At 59.5% G+C, this 18421-nt stretch carries 14 protein-coding genes; 10 read left to right on the top strand and 4 right to left on the bottom strand.

Going from position 1 to position 18421, the window contains the following annotated elements:
- Positions 1–102 precede the first annotated feature (102 nt).
- Complete coding sequence (locus Q0Y02_RS11305; RefSeq protein WP_297768202.1) at positions 103–3114, top strand: parallel beta-helix domain-containing protein; 3012 nt, start codon at positions 103–105, stop codon at positions 3112–3114.
- Between the two features lie 151 nt (positions 3115–3265).
- On the top strand, positions 3266–5662 hold the full coding sequence (locus Q0Y02_RS11300; RefSeq protein ID WP_297768199.1) for a TIM-barrel domain-containing protein: 2397 nt from the start codon (positions 3266–3268) through the stop codon (positions 5660–5662).
- A 75-nt stretch (positions 5663–5737) separates the two neighbouring features.
- On the opposite strand, the gene Q0Y02_RS11295 is transcribed toward Q0Y02_RS11300, so the two are convergent.
- Positions 5738–6352, bottom strand: a complete 615-nt coding sequence (locus tag Q0Y02_RS11295) for a lysophospholipid acyltransferase family protein (RefSeq protein WP_297768196.1) — start codon at positions 6350–6352, stop codon at positions 5738–5740.
- Positions 6353–6451: 99 nt separating this feature from the next.
- Between Q0Y02_RS11295 and Q0Y02_RS11290 the strand changes: the two genes are divergently transcribed.
- The 8 genes from Q0Y02_RS11290 to Q0Y02_RS11255 all read left to right on the top strand — a co-directional run bounded on the left by Q0Y02_RS11290 (position 6452) and on the right by Q0Y02_RS11255 (position 15504).
- Positions 6452–6949 (top strand): M48 family metallopeptidase, encoded by a 498-nt coding sequence (locus tag Q0Y02_RS11290; RefSeq protein WP_297768192.1) that lies wholly within the window; start codon positions 6452–6454, stop codon positions 6947–6949.
- Positions 6950–7262: 313 nt separating this feature from the next.
- Positions 7263–10007: an aconitate hydratase AcnA gene (gene acnA / locus Q0Y02_RS11285; RefSeq protein ID WP_297768189.1), complete on the top strand. Its 2745-nt coding sequence runs from the start codon at positions 7263–7265 to the stop codon at positions 10005–10007.
- A 483-nt stretch (positions 10008–10490) separates the two neighbouring features.
- A complete protein-coding gene (locus tag Q0Y02_RS11280; RefSeq protein ID WP_297768186.1) occupies positions 10491–10769 on the top strand; it encodes a hypothetical protein in 279 nt (92 codons plus the stop codon).
- Positions 10769–11362 carry a GNAT family N-acetyltransferase gene (locus Q0Y02_RS11275; RefSeq protein ID WP_297768182.1) on the top strand — a complete coding sequence of 198 codons (594 nt, stop codon included), beginning with the start codon at positions 10769–10771 and terminating at the stop codon, positions 11360–11362. The genes Q0Y02_RS11280 and Q0Y02_RS11275 overlap by 1 nt, the downstream gene beginning before the upstream one ends.
- A 343-nt stretch (positions 11363–11705) precedes the next feature.
- Positions 11706–12707, top strand: coding sequence for an AraC family transcriptional regulator (locus Q0Y02_RS11270; protein WP_297768179.1), 1002 nt, complete (start codon positions 11706–11708; stop codon positions 12705–12707).
- Between the two features lie 128 nt (positions 12708–12835).
- Positions 12836–13717, top strand: coding sequence for a fatty acid desaturase (locus Q0Y02_RS11265; RefSeq protein WP_297768176.1), 882 nt, complete (start codon positions 12836–12838; stop codon positions 13715–13717).
- A 13-nt stretch (positions 13718–13730) separates the two neighbouring features.
- The gene (locus tag Q0Y02_RS11260; protein WP_297768173.1) at positions 13731–14537 is read left to right on the top strand and encodes an SDR family NAD(P)-dependent oxidoreductase; all 807 of its coding nucleotides are present in this window, start codon (positions 13731–13733) and stop codon (positions 14535–14537) included.
- Positions 14538–14742: 205 nt separating this feature from the next.
- Entirely contained in the window at positions 14743–15504 is a 762-nt protein-coding gene (locus Q0Y02_RS11255; protein WP_297768170.1) for an NYN domain-containing protein, read from the top strand.
- Positions 15505–15638: 134 nt separating this feature from the next.
- Here Q0Y02_RS11255 and Q0Y02_RS11250 read toward each other — a convergent pair whose 3' ends face one another.
- The 3 genes from Q0Y02_RS11250 to dctP are packed head-to-tail and all read right to left on the bottom strand — an operon-like array spanning position 15639 to position 18420.
- Positions 15639–16928 carry a TRAP transporter large permease subunit gene (locus Q0Y02_RS11250; RefSeq protein ID WP_297768167.1) on the bottom strand — a complete coding sequence of 430 codons (1290 nt, stop codon included), beginning with the start codon at positions 16926–16928 and terminating at the stop codon, positions 15639–15641.
- Complete coding sequence (locus Q0Y02_RS11245; RefSeq protein WP_297768163.1) at positions 16925–17431, bottom strand: TRAP transporter small permease; 507 nt, start codon at positions 17429–17431, stop codon at positions 16925–16927. The genes Q0Y02_RS11250 and Q0Y02_RS11245 overlap by 4 nt, the downstream gene beginning before the upstream one ends.
- The gene (dctP, locus tag Q0Y02_RS11240) at positions 17431–18420 is read right to left on the bottom strand and encodes a TRAP transporter substrate-binding protein DctP (RefSeq protein ID WP_297768161.1); all 990 of its coding nucleotides are present in this window, start codon (positions 18418–18420) and stop codon (positions 17431–17433) included. Before dctP ends, Q0Y02_RS11245 begins: the two co-directional genes overlap by 1 nt.
- Between the last annotated feature and the right edge of the window lies 1 nt (position 18421).

The following is an 18421-nucleotide window of genomic DNA, read 5'->3' as shown; positions in this document are numbered from 1 at the left end:
CGCCAAGGCTTGCTCGGTCATCTGGCGCAATGCCCCAACTCCCCCAACTTTTCTCTTATCAAGAGAGAAGAGAGCCAAAAACTAGAACCGTTGGGGAATACCATGAAAACACTAACAGCCCGGTCACTCTTTCTGCTGTTACTGACCACCTTCGTAGTCGGCTGCGGTGGTGGCGGCAGCAGCGACCCAGCCAACACCCCTACCGCCAACAGCGGCGATGATGGCGGGGGAGGAAGTGATGGCGGCGATAACGGTGGCGACCCGATTACCCCGCCCACCGGCGAAGGCCGCACCTTTATAATTTCCCCCGGCGACAGCGCCACTGAAGACATGGTCAACGCCATGATTCAGCTGCGCCCCGGCGACACACTGCAGTTCGACTGCGGCTATTTCGACCTGGATCAGGGGCTGCTGATCCAGGCCACCGAGGACGTGCTGATCAAAGGCTGCGGCAAGGACGAAACGGTGTTGTCGTTCAAAGACAGCGCCAACGTCACCGGCCTGGAAGCGCTCAACATTCGCGGCATTACCGTGGAAGACCTGACCATCCTGGATTCCCCCGGCGACGCCTTCAAACTCAAGGGCGTGAAATGGGGCACCCTGCGCAATGTGCGCGCCATGTGGTCTGGTGGCGGTGAGCCGATCACCGCCGACAACTACGGCGACCGGCTGCATGTGGCCTGTACCAAGCCGCCCTTCAACGAAGGTGACCCTACCCCCGATTACGTACCCAGTGCCACCAGCGGCCGCTACGGCATCTACCCGGTGGAATCGGAAAACATCCTGGTGGAAGGCAGTGAATCCGTGGGCGCCTCCGATGCCGGCATCTACGTGGGCCAGACCAACACCGCCATTATTCGTGACAGCCGTGCCGTCTATAACGTCATGGGTTTCGAAATCGAAAATGTGCAAGGCGGCGAATACGACAACAACGTGGCCGAGTGTAATACCGGCGGCTTCCTGATCTACGATCTGGAAAATATCACCCAGTACGGCGATACCTCGGTGATGCTCAACAACCTGGCCCGCAACAACAACACCTACAACTTCGCCCAGAGCGGGCTGGTCTCTGCGGTGCCGCGCGGCACCGGTTTTATCACCCTGGGCTACGACAACATCGAGGTCTTCAACAACACATTTGAAGACCACAGCACCGCCGCCGTCATCTATACCAGCTATGAACTGATTGATGGCAAAGACAACACCGCCGACAAGAAACTGGACCCCTATACCGAAGGGCTGCACATCCACAACAACGTGATGAAAAACTCCGGTTACGACCTGCCGCCACCGGACCTGGAAAAAGTAGCCAACGGCGAAGTAGAAAGCGTGTTGCCCACCCTGATCGGCCTGAAGAACCTGCCCATCATCAATGATCCCACCCAATTGCTGGGCAGCCTGGACAACATCCTCAACCTGGGTAAAGGCGCCCACATTGTCTGGGACGGCCTGCGTGATGACCTGGATGCAGACTGCCCCTACCCGGTGGACAGTAATGGCGAGCCGGTGCCCATGGACAGCAACGGCAAGCCGCTGCACACCAATGAGCACCCCAACCCGGCATGTCATTACAACGCCTACAAATTCGATGAAAACAATGCACGTATCCAGCCCACCTGGGGCTCCTGTTTCCACGACAACGATTTTTCCGAGGACAGCGAACCCTACCTGAACTTCCACGGTACCGATGGACTGGAGTTGGTCTTGGCGCTGGCAGAGCAGGATTTCTCGATTCTCTCCCCCGGTGGTCTGCTTGATGCCCTGGAGGGTCTGCTCAATATGCCTTCGGATACCAACCTGTCCGACCACGACTGTCAGGCCCGTTTCGGCAAACTGTTACCGTCACTGCCACGGGTGGAAATCCCCCCCTTCGAACCCAGCGGTGATTTCGATCCTGCGCCGTCACCGGAAGTGGTGGAAGCACTCTGCAACACCGAAGTGGCCAGCGGTGAAATCAATCGCGACGCCCTGGCAGTAAATTGCCCGCGCCTGGAACAGTACAACCTGTTTGCCGATGCCAGCGACCCACGCAGCTTGCCCAATGAAGGCGGCGTGCCCTATGTGCTGAACACCAAACTGTTCTCCGACTACGCCACCAAATACCGGGTAGCCTTTGTTCCTCCCGGCACCAAGGCGGTGTACCGGGACGGCCAGGGCGGCAGCAACCCCAATGGCGGCATTCACTTCCCCACCGGCACCGTGCTTGCCAAGACCTTCGCCTTCACCGATGAGGCCAACAGCAATGAAACGCTGGTGGAGACCCGCCTGTTGATCAAACGCATCAGCAGCAGCGGCAAACCTTTCTGGGAAGGTCTTCCCTATATCTGGGGCGAAGAAGATGGCAAACCGGTGGCATTTCTGAGCATGGGCGGTGGCAGCACTCCGGCCAGCTGGCATTACCGCGACAGCGACTCCGGTGCCCTGCTCACCGGCAGCACTGACAACTACTCCGTGCCCAACGCCAACCAGTGCATCACCTGCCATGGCAACGACGACCAGGCCGGCGGCAGCGCCCCTATCGGCCCCAAGCCGCGCAACCTGAACCGTGCCTACAAACCGGAATCCGCCTTCATGGGTAACACTGGGCAGGCCGGCTTCCCGCGCCTCAACCAGCTGCAGTACTGGACTGACGTGGGCATCCTCAGTGGCACTCCGGAGCTGCAGATCAGCAACGGCGTGGCCAGCAACATCGAGCGCCTGCCGCACTGGAACGTGCCCGGCGACAGCGGCAACACCGCCAACTCCGATGCGGATATTGAAAGTCGGGTAAAAGCCTACCTGGAAGTGAACTGCCAGCACTGTCACAACGACAAGGGCGCCGCCTCCAACACGGGCTACTACCTGGACCACTTCCGTGAAGTGGACGCCAGCTACGGCATCTGCAAGAAGCCCACCGCCACCGGCGGTGGCTCCTGCGGTCGCCAGCATGTGGTGGTCCCGGGCAGCGCGAACAGCTCCATCGTTTCCTGCCGCCTGGCCGCGGAAAACGATCCGCAACGGATGATGCCCCCCATCGCCCGCAGCGTGGCCCACGACGAAGCCACCACGCTACTGGACCAGTGGATCAATCAGGTCGTGGATAGTAGCTACACCAACGGCAGCGCCTGCAACTAGCGCTGCGCTTTTCCCCCTCCCTCCTCCCCTTGTCTCCGGGAGGAGCGTTTGGCCCCTCCCCGCAAGGGGAGGGTTTTTATTTTTTAACTATCCGAACAGCAGCTCTCAGAGCACCAGGGCAGGGCTATGTTTTTGGAATGGGGCCCCTAACATGACTAAAAATATCCAATTCATTCTTCTTCTCTCAGGTCTATTGTGGGGATGCGGCAGTGGAGACGACTCGTCTTCTCCAACGTCAATGTCACCCCCACCGTCAACCTCTACCCTGCCTCCCGACATCACGGCCTCTGAACCAGACGCCCCCACGCAAGCAAAAAATGAAACACCCGCCACGACGCCACCTGACAACATCCAGATAGAAGATGGCCCTGAGCTCATTACATTGAGAACAGACTATGGGCACGTGGAAATAAAACGCGCGCCATTATCCATGAGCTTTTACGACGAGAATGGCAACAAAGTATTAAGCAGCGACAGGCAGCAACCGCCGATCCCACTGCTATTGAGAACACCGCTGCCAAGCCGGCTTTTGGGTGGCTGGACCGAGATCATGCCGGAAGCACCCGCGCTGTATGCACCCTTCACATTTGTTGTTGGCGATCAGTTAAACCTCCAGTTCCCGGCGACCTTCTGGGTCGGAAATATGCTGGCTTCAGCATCCACCGGTGTCGAGTTTCGTCTGACCAATGTGAAAGACCTGTCTGTTGACGGCAGTCAGCTAGTATTGCGCGTAGGAACCTCTGACCCCAGCGGGCGTGAGGCACGCGTCACCGTCAAGGCCGATGAAAACAGCAGCTTCCATGTCTCCGTCAAGGTGAATCACGTCCTCCGGGAAGTCCCCCTGATCTCAGCCAGTTTCGATTCAACGCCCGATGAGGCGTTCAGGGGGTTTGGCGGCAGACGCAACAAAATCGATCAACGCCATGAAGCTTTCTTGAATTGGGCGGAAGAGTTTTCACAAACCCCTGAGCAACTTGAGCCTCTTATTGGCGATACGTTCGGCGAACAGTACCAGTTCCCCACCGGCCCCCAGGGGGCTTATTACATCCAGTCGCTTTTCATTTCAGATCAAGGTTACGGTTTTATGCTGGATCGCGATGAGCTTTCTCATTGGCGAATGGCATCAGACCGCAACGATGCCTGGCGTGTCGAAGTAGCGGGCAGCGAACTGGATTTCCTGGTCGTCCCCGGCAATCAAAAGCAAGTCGTGAGCCGACTCTCAGGAATAAACGGTCGGCACCGGGTTCCACCACGCTGGTCACTGGGCCCAATGCTGTCTGAAACCATTCAGGAGTTCACAGACACTCCGGAGAATTACACCGAAAAAGTGAAGGAATCATTGGATCAAATCGAAGAACTGGAACTTCCCATCACTGCATTTGCTTTCGAAGGGTGGGTTGGCACCAAAAAGACAGGCGCCTTCGAGGATATTATCCAGCGGCTGCGCGCACAGAACATCAAGCCTCTGACCTATTATCGGGGATTTGTGGGGCAGACAGAGGACGAGCTTGAAGAACCCGAGGTATATCAAGAAGCACTATCCCGCGGGTATGTCACAAAGCGGGCATCAGGGCTGCCTTACATTTTTGGCTCCCCACTGATGGGTGGCATCGCCGCTCTGATTGATTTCACAAACCCGCAAGCCGTCGAGTGGTGGAAAGAGCGGATCAAGAAGGGTCTCGAAGAAGGCAGCGAAGGCTTTATGCAAGACTTCGGCGAGCAGGTTCAGGTTGATATGGTTTTCCATGACGGCAGCTCAGGGATCGCCATGCACAACCGCAATGCTGCACTGTTCCATCAGGCAACCCGGGAGGCCTTTGATGAATTTGTTGCCGATAATCCGGACAGGGAACCGTGGTTCTTCGTGCGTTTTGGCAACTCCGGGCGTAGAGGCTCAGCACACTACGAGTCCGCGAGCTGGCCTGGCGACAACACCGCCGACTGGAGCCGTGCCTCGGGCCTTGGCTCGGTCATTCCTGACATGCTGAATCGCAGTGTTGGCGGAGCCTATGGCTTTGTCACCGAGATTGGCGGCTACATTGATCTATTCGGTTCCATCGATTCGGAATTATTGATTCGCTGGGCCAACCATGCGTCCCTGATGCCCGTATTCCGCCAACATGGAGGCCCTGTCAATGGCACTCCCATGCCGTGGCGATTCGACGATCCCGAGGTTGTCGAGCACTATCGCGCAGCGATGAACAGGCACATCGCTGCGCAACCGCTAATTTATCGTCTTTGGCAGGAAGCACTGGCCACCGGCATTCCGATAACCCGGCCTCTATGGCTTGAGTACCCGAACGACCCGGAGGCTGGCCGTCAGGACCAGCAGTTCATGCTGGGGCCGAATGTACTCGTGGCACCAGTGGTATCCGCAAACACTGACGGACGCGACGTCTATTTTCCGAGCGGTTGCTGGCAGCACCCGGAAACGAAAGAGACCGTTGTTGGACCACAGACAAAATTTATCCTGGCCGCCGTCGACGAGCTCCCTTACTTCTTCAGCTGCGCAACCCAACCCTTTCCGGTACCGGAAGGCGGTTTCTAGATCGAAGTTGCATAAGAGCGATGAGGGGCAGTCCCGAACAGTGGGGCAGATCTGCCACTCATGCTCTGACAGGTATTAACGACGCTCGCGGAGGGCTTTCAATGGTGCCGACAATTTATCCGGATGACGCGGGTGAATGGACGCATAGCATTCAAAAATTTCCGCCAGATCCTTTTCCACATCCCCACAGGGTTCAATCACCCGGGCAAAGGTAATCTCTTTTTTCTGGTAGTCCGCTGTGGCCAACACGATGGGCACACCGGCCTGCTCAGCGATACGATAGAAGCCGGTTTTCCATTGTGTGGCCCCACCCCGGGTGCCTTCCGGCGCCACCACCATGACCAGCTTGTCGCGGCTGTTGAACTGCGCCACGGTCTGCTCGACGACCCCACCCGCCTTGTGGCGGGCAATGGGCAACGCTCCCATCCAGCGCAGCATTGCCCCAAACGGCCCCTTGAAGGCGCTATCCTTGATCATCACGTGAGCATCCAGCCCCAGCTGCATCATCGCCGCAAGGGTATAGATACCATCCCAGTTGGACGTATGCGGCCCGCCGATGATGACTGCCTTGGGCACTGCCGGCATGGGATTGGTCACCCGCCAGCCTGCCAGGCGCAAAAAACCATGGGCCAGCGACCGGGAAAAGGCATTGCCGCGACGGGGATAATCAGAGTCCTGGGGTGAAGACATGGGATTGTCCATTGCAAAGAGAGCGGCGATCATACCCACGCAGCTCAATGATCACATTGGCACTAACGCCCAACGCATCCAGGAAGCGATAACCGGCCCATGAATCCCCTGCATTACCTGACCGGCTACCCCACCCAGATCCAGCAGCAGGCCCAAACCCTGGTGGACCGCGGGCAGCTGGGTGATTATCTGCAACAGCGCTACCCGGACAAACATGATATCCAGGGCGACAAGGCCCTGTTCCAGTATGCCAACAGCCTCAAGCAACAATACCTGCGCAAGGCACCGCCGCTGGGCAAGGCCCATTACGACGCCAAGCTGAAGACGCTGAGTCAGGCACTGGGCATGCACACCCGGCAAACCCGTATCCACGGCAGCAAACTGCGAAGCCATAACAGCCTGCGCATCGCCAGCCAGTTCAAGGCGGCGCCGGAAGCCTTTCTGCGCATGATCGTGGTCCACGAACTGGCCCACTTCAAAGAAACGGACCATAACAAGGCGTTTTACCAGCTCTGCTCGCACATGGCGCCGGACTACCACCAGTTGGAGCTCGACACCCGCCTCTGGCTACTCTGGCAGGACATCGCAAGCGGCTGACAACCCTGCTTCTATAAACGCCGGCAAGGGCTCTTTCCGCCCCTTACCCAGGCAAGACCCCCCCCCCCGCAACGTCAAAACCCCTTTATTCAACAAGCCGTTACATTCCACATCCAGGATATCGCCAAAGACCTTGCCCGGCAGTTTCATGTCCCCGCCATAAGGGCGTAGTATGAAATGACTTAACGTCATAACGCAGGGTCATCAGTGCCTCGGTTTGTGGCAATGCTGTACTGATCCTGCGCCAGTGTTCCCGCAGGCGGTCGCTCTATCCGCCTGCGCGGGACTCCAATCAGAGCCCAGGAGGTGTGTAGTGACACGGATTGGCCAGGACACCCTGAACAGCAAGAAAACGCTGGAAGCCAACGGCAAGACCTATCATTACTTCGATATCAATACGGTCGCCGACAAAGGCTGGGGTGATCTCAGCAAGCTCCCTTTCTCCCTGAAAGTCCTTCTCGAAAATCTGCTCCGTTTTGAAGACGGCGACAGCGTCAGCACCGCCGACGTGGAAGCGGTAATGCGCTGGCTGGAGAACAAACGCTCCGACAAGGAAATCAACTACCGCCCGGCCCGGGTGCTGATGCAGGACTTTACCGGCGTACCCGGCGTGGTCGACCTGGCCGCCATGCGCGACGCCATCAAGAAGGCCGGCGGCGACCCTACCCGGATCAACCCGCTGACACCGGTGGATCTGGTCATCGACCACTCGGTAATGGTGGACAAGTTCGGCAATGCCCAGGCCTTTTCCGAAAACGTGGACATCGAATACCAGCGTAACCGGGAACGCTACCAGTTCCTGCGCTGGGGCCAGAAAGCCTTCAACAACTTCCGGGTGGTACCACCGGGCACCGGCATCTGCCACCAGGTGAACCTGGAATACCTGGCCAAGGGCGTGTGGTCCGCCGAGGCCGACGACGGCAATACCTACGCCTACCCGGACACCCTGGTAGGTACCGACTCTCACACCACCATGATCAACGGCCTGGGCGTGCTGGGCTGGGGTGTGGGCGGTATCGAGGCGGAGGCCGCCATGCTGGGCCAGCCCATTGCCATGCTGATTCCCGAGGTAATCGGCTTCAAGATCAACGGCAAACTGCGCGAGGGCATCACTGCCACCGACCTGGTACTCACCGTCACCGAGATGCTGCGGCGTCGCGGTGTGGTGGGCAAGTTCGTGGAATTCTTCGGCGACGGCCTGGCCGACCTGACCCTGGCCGACCGCGCCACCATCGCCAACATGGCGCCGGAATATGGCGCCACTTGTGGCTTCTTCCCCATCGACGAGCGCACCACCGAGTATATGGAGCTGTCCGGTCGCGACGCGGACACCATTGCTTTGGTGGAAGCCTACTGCAAGGCCCAGGGCCTGTGGCGCTCCAGTAGCGACCCGGACCCGGAATTCACCGACGTGCTGGAACTGGATCTGGGCGATGTGGTGCCCAGCCTGGCCGGCCCAAAACGGCCCCAGGACCGGGTACCACTCACCGCCGTGAAGCGCACCTTCATTGATGTGGTCACCGAGACCCTCAAGCTCAACGACGACGAAATCAGCAAGCTGGAAGGCGAAGGCGGCCAGACCGCGGTAGGTAACCACGAACCCAGCGGCAGCCAGGTGCCGGTGGTGATCGACGGCCAGAAACACTTCATGAGCCACGGCGATGTGGTGATCGCCGCCATCACCTCCTGCACCAACACCTCCAACCCCAGCGTGATGCTGGCCGCCGGTCTGGTGGCGAAGAAAGCCGCCGAGAAAGGCATGAACCGCAAGCCCTGGGTGAAGACCTCCCTGGCGCCGGGTTCCAAGGTGGTCACCGATTACCTGGACGTGACCGGCCTGCAAAAACCGCTCAACGATATCGGCTTTGATCTGGTGGGCTACGGCTGTACCACCTGTATCGGCAACTCCGGCCCGCTGCCCGAGGAAATCGACAAGGCCATCAGCGACGGCGATCTGGTGGTGGCCTCGGTGCTGTCCGGCAACCGTAACTTTGAAGGCCGGGTGCACCAGAGCGTACGCACCAACTGGCTGGCCTCGCCACCGCTGGTGGTAGCCTATGCCCTGGCCGGTACCGTGAAGATCGACCTGGACAAGGACCCTCTCGGCAAGGACAAGGACGGCAAGCCGGTCTATCTGAAAGACATCTGGCCCAGCTCCGAGGAGATCCAGAATGAGCTGGTGAAGATCAACAACACCATGTTCCGCAACCAGTACGCCAGCGTATTTGAAGGCGACGAGGTGTGGCAGAGCCTGCCGATCCCGGACTCCGAAACCTACGCCTGGGACAGCAGCTCCACCTACATCCAGAACCCGCCCTTCTTCGACGGGCTGACCAAGGAAATGGACGATGTGCAGCCGGTGAAGGATGCCCGCATCCTGGCGCTGCTGGGTGATTCCATCACCACCGACCACATCTCCCCCGCCGGGGCCATCAAGGCGGATTCCCCCGCCGGCCATTACCTGCAGGGCCATGACGTGGAACCGCTCGACTTCAACTCCTACGGCTCGCGCCGGGGCAACCACGAAGTGATGATGCGTGGCACCTTCGCCAATATCCGCATCCGCAACGAGATGACCCCGGATATCGAAGGCGGCTTCACCAAGCATCTGCCGGAAGGGGAGCAAATCTCCATCTATGGCGCCGCCATGCGCTACCAGAAGGATGGCATACCCACCGTGGTGGTCGCCGGCAAGGAATACGGCACAGGCTCCAGCCGCGACTGGGCCGCCAAGGGCACCAACCTGCTGGGTGTAAAAGCGGTGATCGCGGAAAGCTACGAGCGCATTCACCGCTCCAACCTGATCGGCATGGGCGTGCTGCCACTGCAGTTCCCGGAAGGCACCGACCGCAAGACGTTGAACCTGGACGGCACGGAAGAGGTGGATATCCCGGACCTGGGCAATGACCTGAAGCCCAGCGACACCGTCACCGTGGTATTCCGCAAGGATGGCAAGGAACAGAAAGTCGAGGCCCTTTCCCGGCTGGATACCGCTGCGGAAGTGGAGTACTACAAAAACGGCGGCATCCTGCACTATGTGCTGCGGCAGATGATGTAGAGAAGCGGCTAGCTTCGAGCTGCTAGCTGCGAGCAGGAACGCGGGCAAGCCGTGTCGCTTGCTCTGACCCAGGAGGCCGCGCCCGAACACCGGACGCGGCCTCCTGCATTTGTGGCCCCACCGTAGGGTGCACTGAGCCTCAGGCGAACTGCACCGCTCTACCCCGCCCCGTAGGAGCACCGCTTGAGGTGCGAACCGAGCGTCGCGAGGCGACAGAGGCAAAGGTCTGTCCGCCGTTCTTTCTGGAACCTGTCGAGCTCTGAGATTCCTGATCGCCCTGCGGTCGATTTCCGCGCAAGCGCGGTTCGCATGTCGCAGATCCCCTGGGGGACAAGCATAGCTCCTACAAGCGGCTTCGTAGAAATGACGGGATCCGGGGAACCCTCCACCCTTTCCCTATCCTGTCGAGCGTAGCTAGCCCTCCCCCTTGGCGCCCCGTTTTTGCTATGCTGATTCCCTTCACGGCCAGTTTGGGGGAAGTCCGTGCGTTACCTGTTTGCTGCTACCGCGCTGATCCTGTCCGGCACTTTGTTTGCCGAGCAGGACAGCAACGCCCGTCTGCTCACGGAAGAGGAGCGCGACGCTCGCCTGCGTGAACAGCAGGAATTGTCAGAGCGGGCGGCAGAATTACAAGATCGCCAGGACACAGCGCAACAACTTCTCCGCCAACAGGACCAGTACCTGGACGCGCTACAGCAAGAAATCCAGGCACTCAAAAAACTCTCAGAAGAGGCAGATAACACTGCCCAGGCAGATCAGTGATGTTGCAATGGCTACGCCAGCTTTTTCACCGCACCCCCGTTCAACCGGAGGCCCCGGCCCACTCCGCCGCTCAGCCTGAGCCGGAACCCGCTCCCCGCGCGTCGGAGCCGGATCCCATCGCGGCCCTCATGCCCTTCCAGATACGCCCCCTGGACAGCAAGGACATGGCCGAGCTGCTGGGCGTGTTCCGCGAGGCCATCCAGGTCAGTGCGGCGGATGATTATGACCAGCAGCAACGGGATGCCTGGAGCCGGGCTCAAAGCTACGACAGCCTGATCTCGGTACTCAGCGAAGGCGATACCGTGGTGGCGGAATGGGACGACAAGCTGGTGGGGTTTGCCCACCGCATTCGCGATTACATCAACATGGTGTTCGTGCACCCGGAGGCCTCCCGGGTGGGCATCGCCACCCTCCTCTACCAGCACCTGGAAGACGGCGCCCGCATCGAGGGCATCACCGAACTGACCACCCACGCCAGCCTCACCGCCCACGATTTCTTTGCCTATATGGGGTTTGCCAGCGAAGGCCAGGAACAGGCAGACCGGGACGGCATCACGCTCACTCGCCATGCCATGCGCAAGTCACTGGTCTGAAATCCGCCCCAAACCCTCTAATTGATCGAAAAATCTGATCACATCGCTCAATCCAGCCTTCTGGGTTCTCCCCGCGCCTGTCGCTATTGTGTACCTATCGGATGGCGCCATCGCCGTCCGAACAGACATCCATGCGTTGATTCTGAGATAGAGATACCCGGAACCCGTGAGGGTTCATGCTTCCCCCCCTTAGGCCGTCACCCCTGACGGCCGTTTTTTTGTCTGCCTTGATCTGCCGCTCAATGAGCCACGCGGTTCTGTCATTGCCTGCCCGAAACCCAGGTGCGACTATCTATTTCTCCTCAGTTCCGCATCACCACCACCGCACAGGACCCGCTCGACCATGACTCCGGACCTGGCAATGACCTACTGCCGCATGATCGCCCAGACCCTGGGGCTGGATCAGGTGGGGCTGCAAGCCCTGGTAGCCGGCACTGGCGTGGATGTGGAAACCCTGCAGCACAGCGACGGCTTTATCGACTGGCCCGGTGCCCGTCAGTTGATCCGTAACGCCCTGCAGCTCACCGAGCACCCGGATATCGCCCTGCAAACCGGCCTACGCGCCCTGCCGGCCATGCACGGCCCCATGGGTATTGCCGCCATGGCCAGCCCCACCCTGCGCGATGCCATGCAGCTGTTTGCCCGCTTCAACAACACCCGCACCCGGGTGTTCAGTTCCGAGATGCAGGAAACCGATGACCGCCTCAAGCTGGTGCTGTCATTCGCCTACCCGCAGGATGAGGTGGTGCGCTTTCTCACCGAGTCCGCCATGGCCTCCGCCTATGCCTGCCATCTGGTGCTGCGCGGCAAGCCCATCGAGGAAGGCGAAGCCCATTTCAATTACCCGGCGCCACCCCACGCCGACTTCTATCCGCAAACCTTCAAGGGCACCCGCATCGTCTTTGATGCCCCGGCGGTGGCGCTCTGCCTGCCATCCCGTTATGGCGACGAGCCCTTGCCCGGCCATGACCGCGACCTGATGTGGATGGCCGTGCAGCAATGTGAAGCCCGCCAGGAAAGCCTGCGGCGACAGGGCACTCTCAGCGATCAGGTGCTCGCCCTGCTGCATCAGTGCCGTGGCCAGTCCAGCCTGGACGCCATGGCCGAGCGCCTGCATCTCAGCCCGCGCACTCTGATCCGTAAACTGAAACGGGAAGACACCCGCTTTCAGCAATTGCGGGACCAGACCCTCAGCCGCCGGGCCACCCAGTTGCTCAGCCTGCCCCACTACACCGTCAGCATGGTGGCCGAGGAGCTGGGGTATACCGACGTGGCCAGCTTCCGCCGGGCGTTCCAGCGCTGGTTTGGCACCAGCCCCGGCCGCTTTCGCAGTGGGGAGCAATAGGGTTCCGTAGTTCCTCACCTCTGCGCCTGATAATTGTCATTATTTATCCCCCTGTTGGCATTTTCCGCTCTTATCTTCGCCCTGCAAAAAGTAAACACTCTGTTTCAGCATCTTGCAGGAGAGCGCCCATGACAACGACAACCGCCCCGCAACACGACGAACTGAAGACCCTGAGCCGGCTCAAGGTATCCCCCCGGATCGCCTGGCCCACCGTGACCCTCATGGTGCTGTCCCACGGGGCCAACATCCTCAGTTGGGTGATGGTGCTCAACGGCCTCTGGCCTGCCTGGGTGGGCCTGGTCATCAACAGCATCGCCGGCTATGTGATGTTCACACCAGCCCATGAAGCCATCCACCGCTGTGCCGCCCGCAAGCCCGAGCACAACGACCTGGTCCTCGCCATTGCCACCTTTGTGGCGGTGCCGTTCGGCAAGGGCAAGATGTTCCGGCTGATGCACATGCGCCATCACCGCTTTGCCAATGATCCGCAGAAAGATCCGGATCACTGGATGGCCAGCAGCCTGTGGACCATGCCCCTGTGGGGCTTCTGGCCCTTCCTCTATCTGATCAACTTCCTGCGCAATCCGCAGGTGCTGCCCAATGTGAAACCCGCAGAAATCTGGCGGGAACTGGCCGTAGCCGGCGTGGCGCTCACCGCCCTGTTTCTCTGGCGCCCCTATGAAGCCATGATGCTGTGGCTAATCCCGTCCTATTTTTCCTTCTACCTGATGTGCCTGGTGTTCATGGTATTGCCCCACTACCCGCACACCGGTCGCCAGGACGTGGACCCGCACACCACCGCGCTGATGCGCATGGGCAAGGAATGGCTGCTAACGCCGGTATTGATGTATCAGAACTATCACCTGATCCATCACCTCTACCCGACCATTCCCTTCTACCGCTACGGCAAGGCCTGGAAGGCCCGTGAGCAATATCACCGCGCGCATTCCGGCAGCATGATTATCCGCCCGTTCCAGCTTGGCCCCGACGACAACCCCGGCAACGCCTGACAGGAGAACCTCCATGACAAGAACCGTTCTGATCACCGGCGGCGCCGGCGGCATTGGTCGGGAATTCTGCAAGCTGTTCAACGCGGACGGCTATCGCATCGTGGTGTTCAGCCTGCTGCAGGAGGAACTGGACGCGCTTGGCAACGATCTGAAGGCGCAACGCCCTGATGTGGAATACCATGCCGTGCAGATGGACCTGTCCCAACCCGGTGCCGCCGAAGCGATCATGCAGTGGCTGGACCAGCAACAGCTGGACGTGGACGTACTGGTCAATAACGTGGGCTTCGGCATGATGGGCGAGCACGTGGAACAGGACAGCCAGACACTGGAGCGCATGCTCACCCTCAACAACATCCCGCTCAGCAAGCTATGCATGCTGTTGGGCGCGCGCATGAAGGCCCGTGGCCACGGCAAGATCATGAACATCGGTTCACTGGCCGGCTTCTGCCCCATGCCCTTCTTCGCTGCCTACAGCGCCAGCAAGGCTTTCGTGATCAACTTCAGCGCCTCCCTGCACGAAGAGCTGAAACCCTATGGCGTGCAGGTCACCTGCTTCTGCCCCAGCACCACCAGGACAGCCTTTCTGGATACCGCCCAGAGCCAACACACCTCCTCCAGCGGCATCAGAGAATTTGTCTCGGCACAAATCGCCACCCCGGAAGCGGTGGCCAAAGCCGGCTACGCGGCCCTCAACAAGGGCAAGCGCTACGCCCTCCCCGGCCTGTCCGTGACCCTGCAAAGCATCTGGATCCGAATAATGCCTTTGCGCGCCATGGCCAATTTTGTCTACCGAAAATCGGTGAAAGCAGTTAACAGTTAATAGTGAATAGTTAACAGCTACGCGTACCAGCAGCATGTTTTTTTCTGAAAGCGAAGAGGCCGCGCCCATCACTTGGCCGCGGCCTCTTTCGTTTGAAACCAGGAAAACACTATCTCGCGACGCTGTTAACTATTCACTATTAACTGTTAACTCTACCCCACCGAATCCGTTATGTTGACGGTATTCCACGCAAAAGGAATGCATCATGGCAGGCAGCAACAGTGACACGGACTCTTCCGTTATCAGCAGCACCTCGCTGGCGGTGCTGATCGACGCAGACAATACGCCCCCGAAAATCGTCGATGGCCTGTTCGAGGAAATTGCCAAATTCGGCACTGCCAGCGTCAAGCGCATCTATGGCGACTGGACCAAACCCAACCTGGGTGGCTGGAAGAACGTACTGCTGAAACACTCCGTACAACCGATCCAGCAGTTCGCCTACACCCAGGGCAAGAACGCCACGGACTGCAGCATGATCATCGATGCCATGGATCTGCTGTACACGAAACAACTGTCCGGGTTCTGTCTGGTATCCAGCGACAGCGATTTCACCCGTCTGGCGGCCAGATTGCGCGAAGAGGGGCAGACCGTTTACGGCTTCGGGGAACGCAAAACCCCGGGCCCCTTTGTAGCCGCCTGTGACAAGTTCATCTATACCGAGGTATTGCGTTCGGACACCCCGCAAGACACCGCCGGCAAAACCGATGAGCCTGCCCCCAGCGAACCGGTCAGCAAGGAACCGCCCCCGCTGCAGCTGATTGCCAACGTGATCGACGACATTTCCGACGAAGATGACTGGGCCAACCTGGGCACCGTGGGCCAGCACCTGAGCAAGCGCAAACCGGATTTCGACACCCGCCTGTTTGGCCACAAGAAACTCAGCGACATGATCCGCGCCTACCCCAAGTGGTTCCAGATACAAAAAGGGCAAGGCAAAAGCATTCAGGTAAAAACGCTACGAAAATAACGTTTTTTCTTCACCAACCAGCTGAAACGCAAGAGGCCGCGTCCAGATAATGAACGCGGCCTCCTCGATTCCAGCAATCAACAACCGCTGACCGCGCAACTATTAACTATTCACTGTTAACTATTAACTGCCTTTTACCGCACTAACCAGAGGCTGAGCTGCGGGATATAGGTAATCATCAACAAGGCGATGATCAGCACCATCATGAAGGGCAACGTCGCCGCAAACAGCTCGGTGACTTTCTTCTTGAACCGGTAGCTGGCGATGAACAGGTTCATGCCCACCGGCGGGGTGATGTAGCCGATCTGCATGTTGGCCACGAAGATGATCCCCAGATGCACCGGGTCGATACCGTAGCGCAGCGCCACCGGCAGGATCAGCGGCACCATGATCACCAGGGCCGCAAAGATATCCAGCACCGCCCCCAGCAACAGCAGCAGGATGTTGAGCAGGATCAGGAAGGTGATCTTGCTCTCCACGTGGGTCTGGATCAGGGTGAACAGCTTCTCCGGCACCCCGGCGTAAACCAGGTAATCGGTAAAGGCCAGGGCCACCGCCAAAATCAGCAGGATCCCCCCCACCATGATCATGGAATCACGCATGATGCCTGGCAGCTTGCGCAGGGTAATTTCCCGATACAGGAACACTTCCGCCACCAGCACATAGAGTGCCGTCACCGCTGCCGCCTCACTGATCACCAGAAAGCCGGAGAAGATCCCGCCCAGCACCACCAGCGGCAGCGGCAGCTCCCAGCGGGCTTCCCAGAGGGCATCCACCAGTTCACGGAAATCGAAACTCTGTCGCGGCACGGTGGTGCCGCGCGTCGCCCACACACAATAGCCGTACATCAGCACAACCATCAGCAGCGCCGGCACCAGGCCGGCCAGATACAAATCGACGATTTCCACCGACGGCATGTCCAGTTGCTGGGACATCTGCTGGGCGATGATGCCGTAGATCAACAACGGCACGGAAGGCACCAGCAGCAGCCCCAGGCTACCTGATGACGTCACCAGACCCAGGCTGAATTTTTCCGGGTAATTGCCTTTTACCAGCGCCGGCAACAGCAGCGCACCCAGCGCCACGATGGTGACCCCGGAGCCACCGGTCAGGGCAGTAAAGAAGGCGCAGGCGATCAGCGACACAAAGGCCATACCGCCGGGCATCCAGCCGAAGGCCGCCTGGCTGAGGCGTAGCATGCGGTCGGCGGTTTTCGATTCACTGAGCAGGAAACCGGCAAAGGTGAACAGCGGCAGCGCCATCAGCACCACGGAATTACTGAGCTGATAGATGTCGATATGCAGCACCGACATTTCGATGCCCAGGGTATAAAAACCCAGGGCCGCCGCGCCGAGAATGATCGCAAACAGGGGGGCGCCCATCAGCGCCAGCAACACCAACAGGATAATGGCGACGGTAATCATGGCACCGGCTCCTGCATCTTCGGCCGTTTACCCAGCAAGCCCAGCGCAAACAGCACCACATAACGCAGGGCCATCACCGAGAAACCCACCGGAATAATGCTCTGCAGCAGCCAGCTCGGCACATTGGCAAAGGCCGCCCCGGCGTAGTCGTATTCCTCGATCACGAACCCCACGCTGTACCAGGCCACCAGTACACAGATAAAGGCGGTGAACAGGTCCACAACGGTGGTGAGGAAAGGATGGTATTTTTCCGGCAGCAGCGACGAGGCCACATCGATACGGATGTGTTCATCATTGCGCGAGGCGATCATGGCGCCGAGCAGGCCGATCCACAGCACCGCGTTCTGCAGTAGCGGCTCAATCCATACCAGGCTGGTACCAAAGAAATTACGCAGCACGATCTGGGCCACCGCCAGCAGCACCATAAACAAAAGGACGGCCACGATCAGGCCGTCCTCGATTTGGTGAAGGGTACGGTGGAGCCGGTGTAACAAGGCCGCCATTACTGCCCTTCGCGCTGCTGGGCCAGAATGGCGTTAAGCCGGTCCAGCATGTCCTGGGAGATTTCGCCCTCTTCCACCAGTTCTGCGGTGGCGCGCTTGGCGTAGCTGCGCCATTCGGCCAGCTGTTCCGGGGAGGGCTCGACCACTTCAAGGCCCTGCTGTTTCACCGCCTGGAAGGCACTCAGGTTTTCCTGACGGCTTTGCGCATCCAGCTTGGCAAAGGTGCTGTCCAGCACCTGACGCACTACCTGCTGGTCCTCGGCGCTGAGTCGCTTGAAGAACTTTTCGTGAATCCCCAGGGTGCCGAAGGTGTATAGCAGCGGCATGTCGGTCAGGTAGTTCACCCGGGAATACCACTGCAATGTCAGCGCCGCCACCGGCGGGGCCGCGAAGGCATTGACCGCCCCGGTCTGCAGGGAGGTCAGCACCGAACCGATGTTGAGCATGATCGGCGACAATTCAAACGCCTTGGCGGCCTTGGCGGAGCCTTCATCGTTGGCCGGCAACCACAGCTTCTGGTCGCGCAGATCGGTAATGCTTTTCACCGGCTTCTCCGACATCACGTAGGCAAAGCCGCCGTCGATCAGGCCGAAGCTGACCCAGCCGCCCTCTTCCAGGCCCTGCTTGATCACCGGGTCCAGTTCGGCGCGCACCGCATCCACTTCGTCGTAGTTGTTGAAGGCCAGCGGCACGTTGAGAATCTGGCTGTCCTTGTAGGCGGAGGCAAAGGCGCCGCCCTGGGCCACCTGACCGTGCAGCTGGCCGATGCGGATCTTGCGCTGTACCGCCCGGTCATCGCCCATCACCCCGCCGGGATACACCTTGAGCTTGACTCGCCCTTCGGTCTTTTCGGCGATTTCCTTACCCGCCTCTTTCAGGCCGGTGACGATGGTGGTGCCGTCCGGGTACAGGGTGGAAATTTTCAGGGTGTTGGCGGCCGAAGCCCAGACCGGCAACAACGCGACCAGAATCGTGGCAAGACGCAGCATA

The organism is uncultured Alcanivorax sp. (assembly GCF_947258575.1).
In the GTDB taxonomy this organism is placed as follows: domain Bacteria; phylum Pseudomonadota; class Gammaproteobacteria; order Pseudomonadales; family Alcanivoracaceae; genus Alcanivorax.
This window is presented reverse-complemented; position numbering and strand designations above follow the sequence as displayed.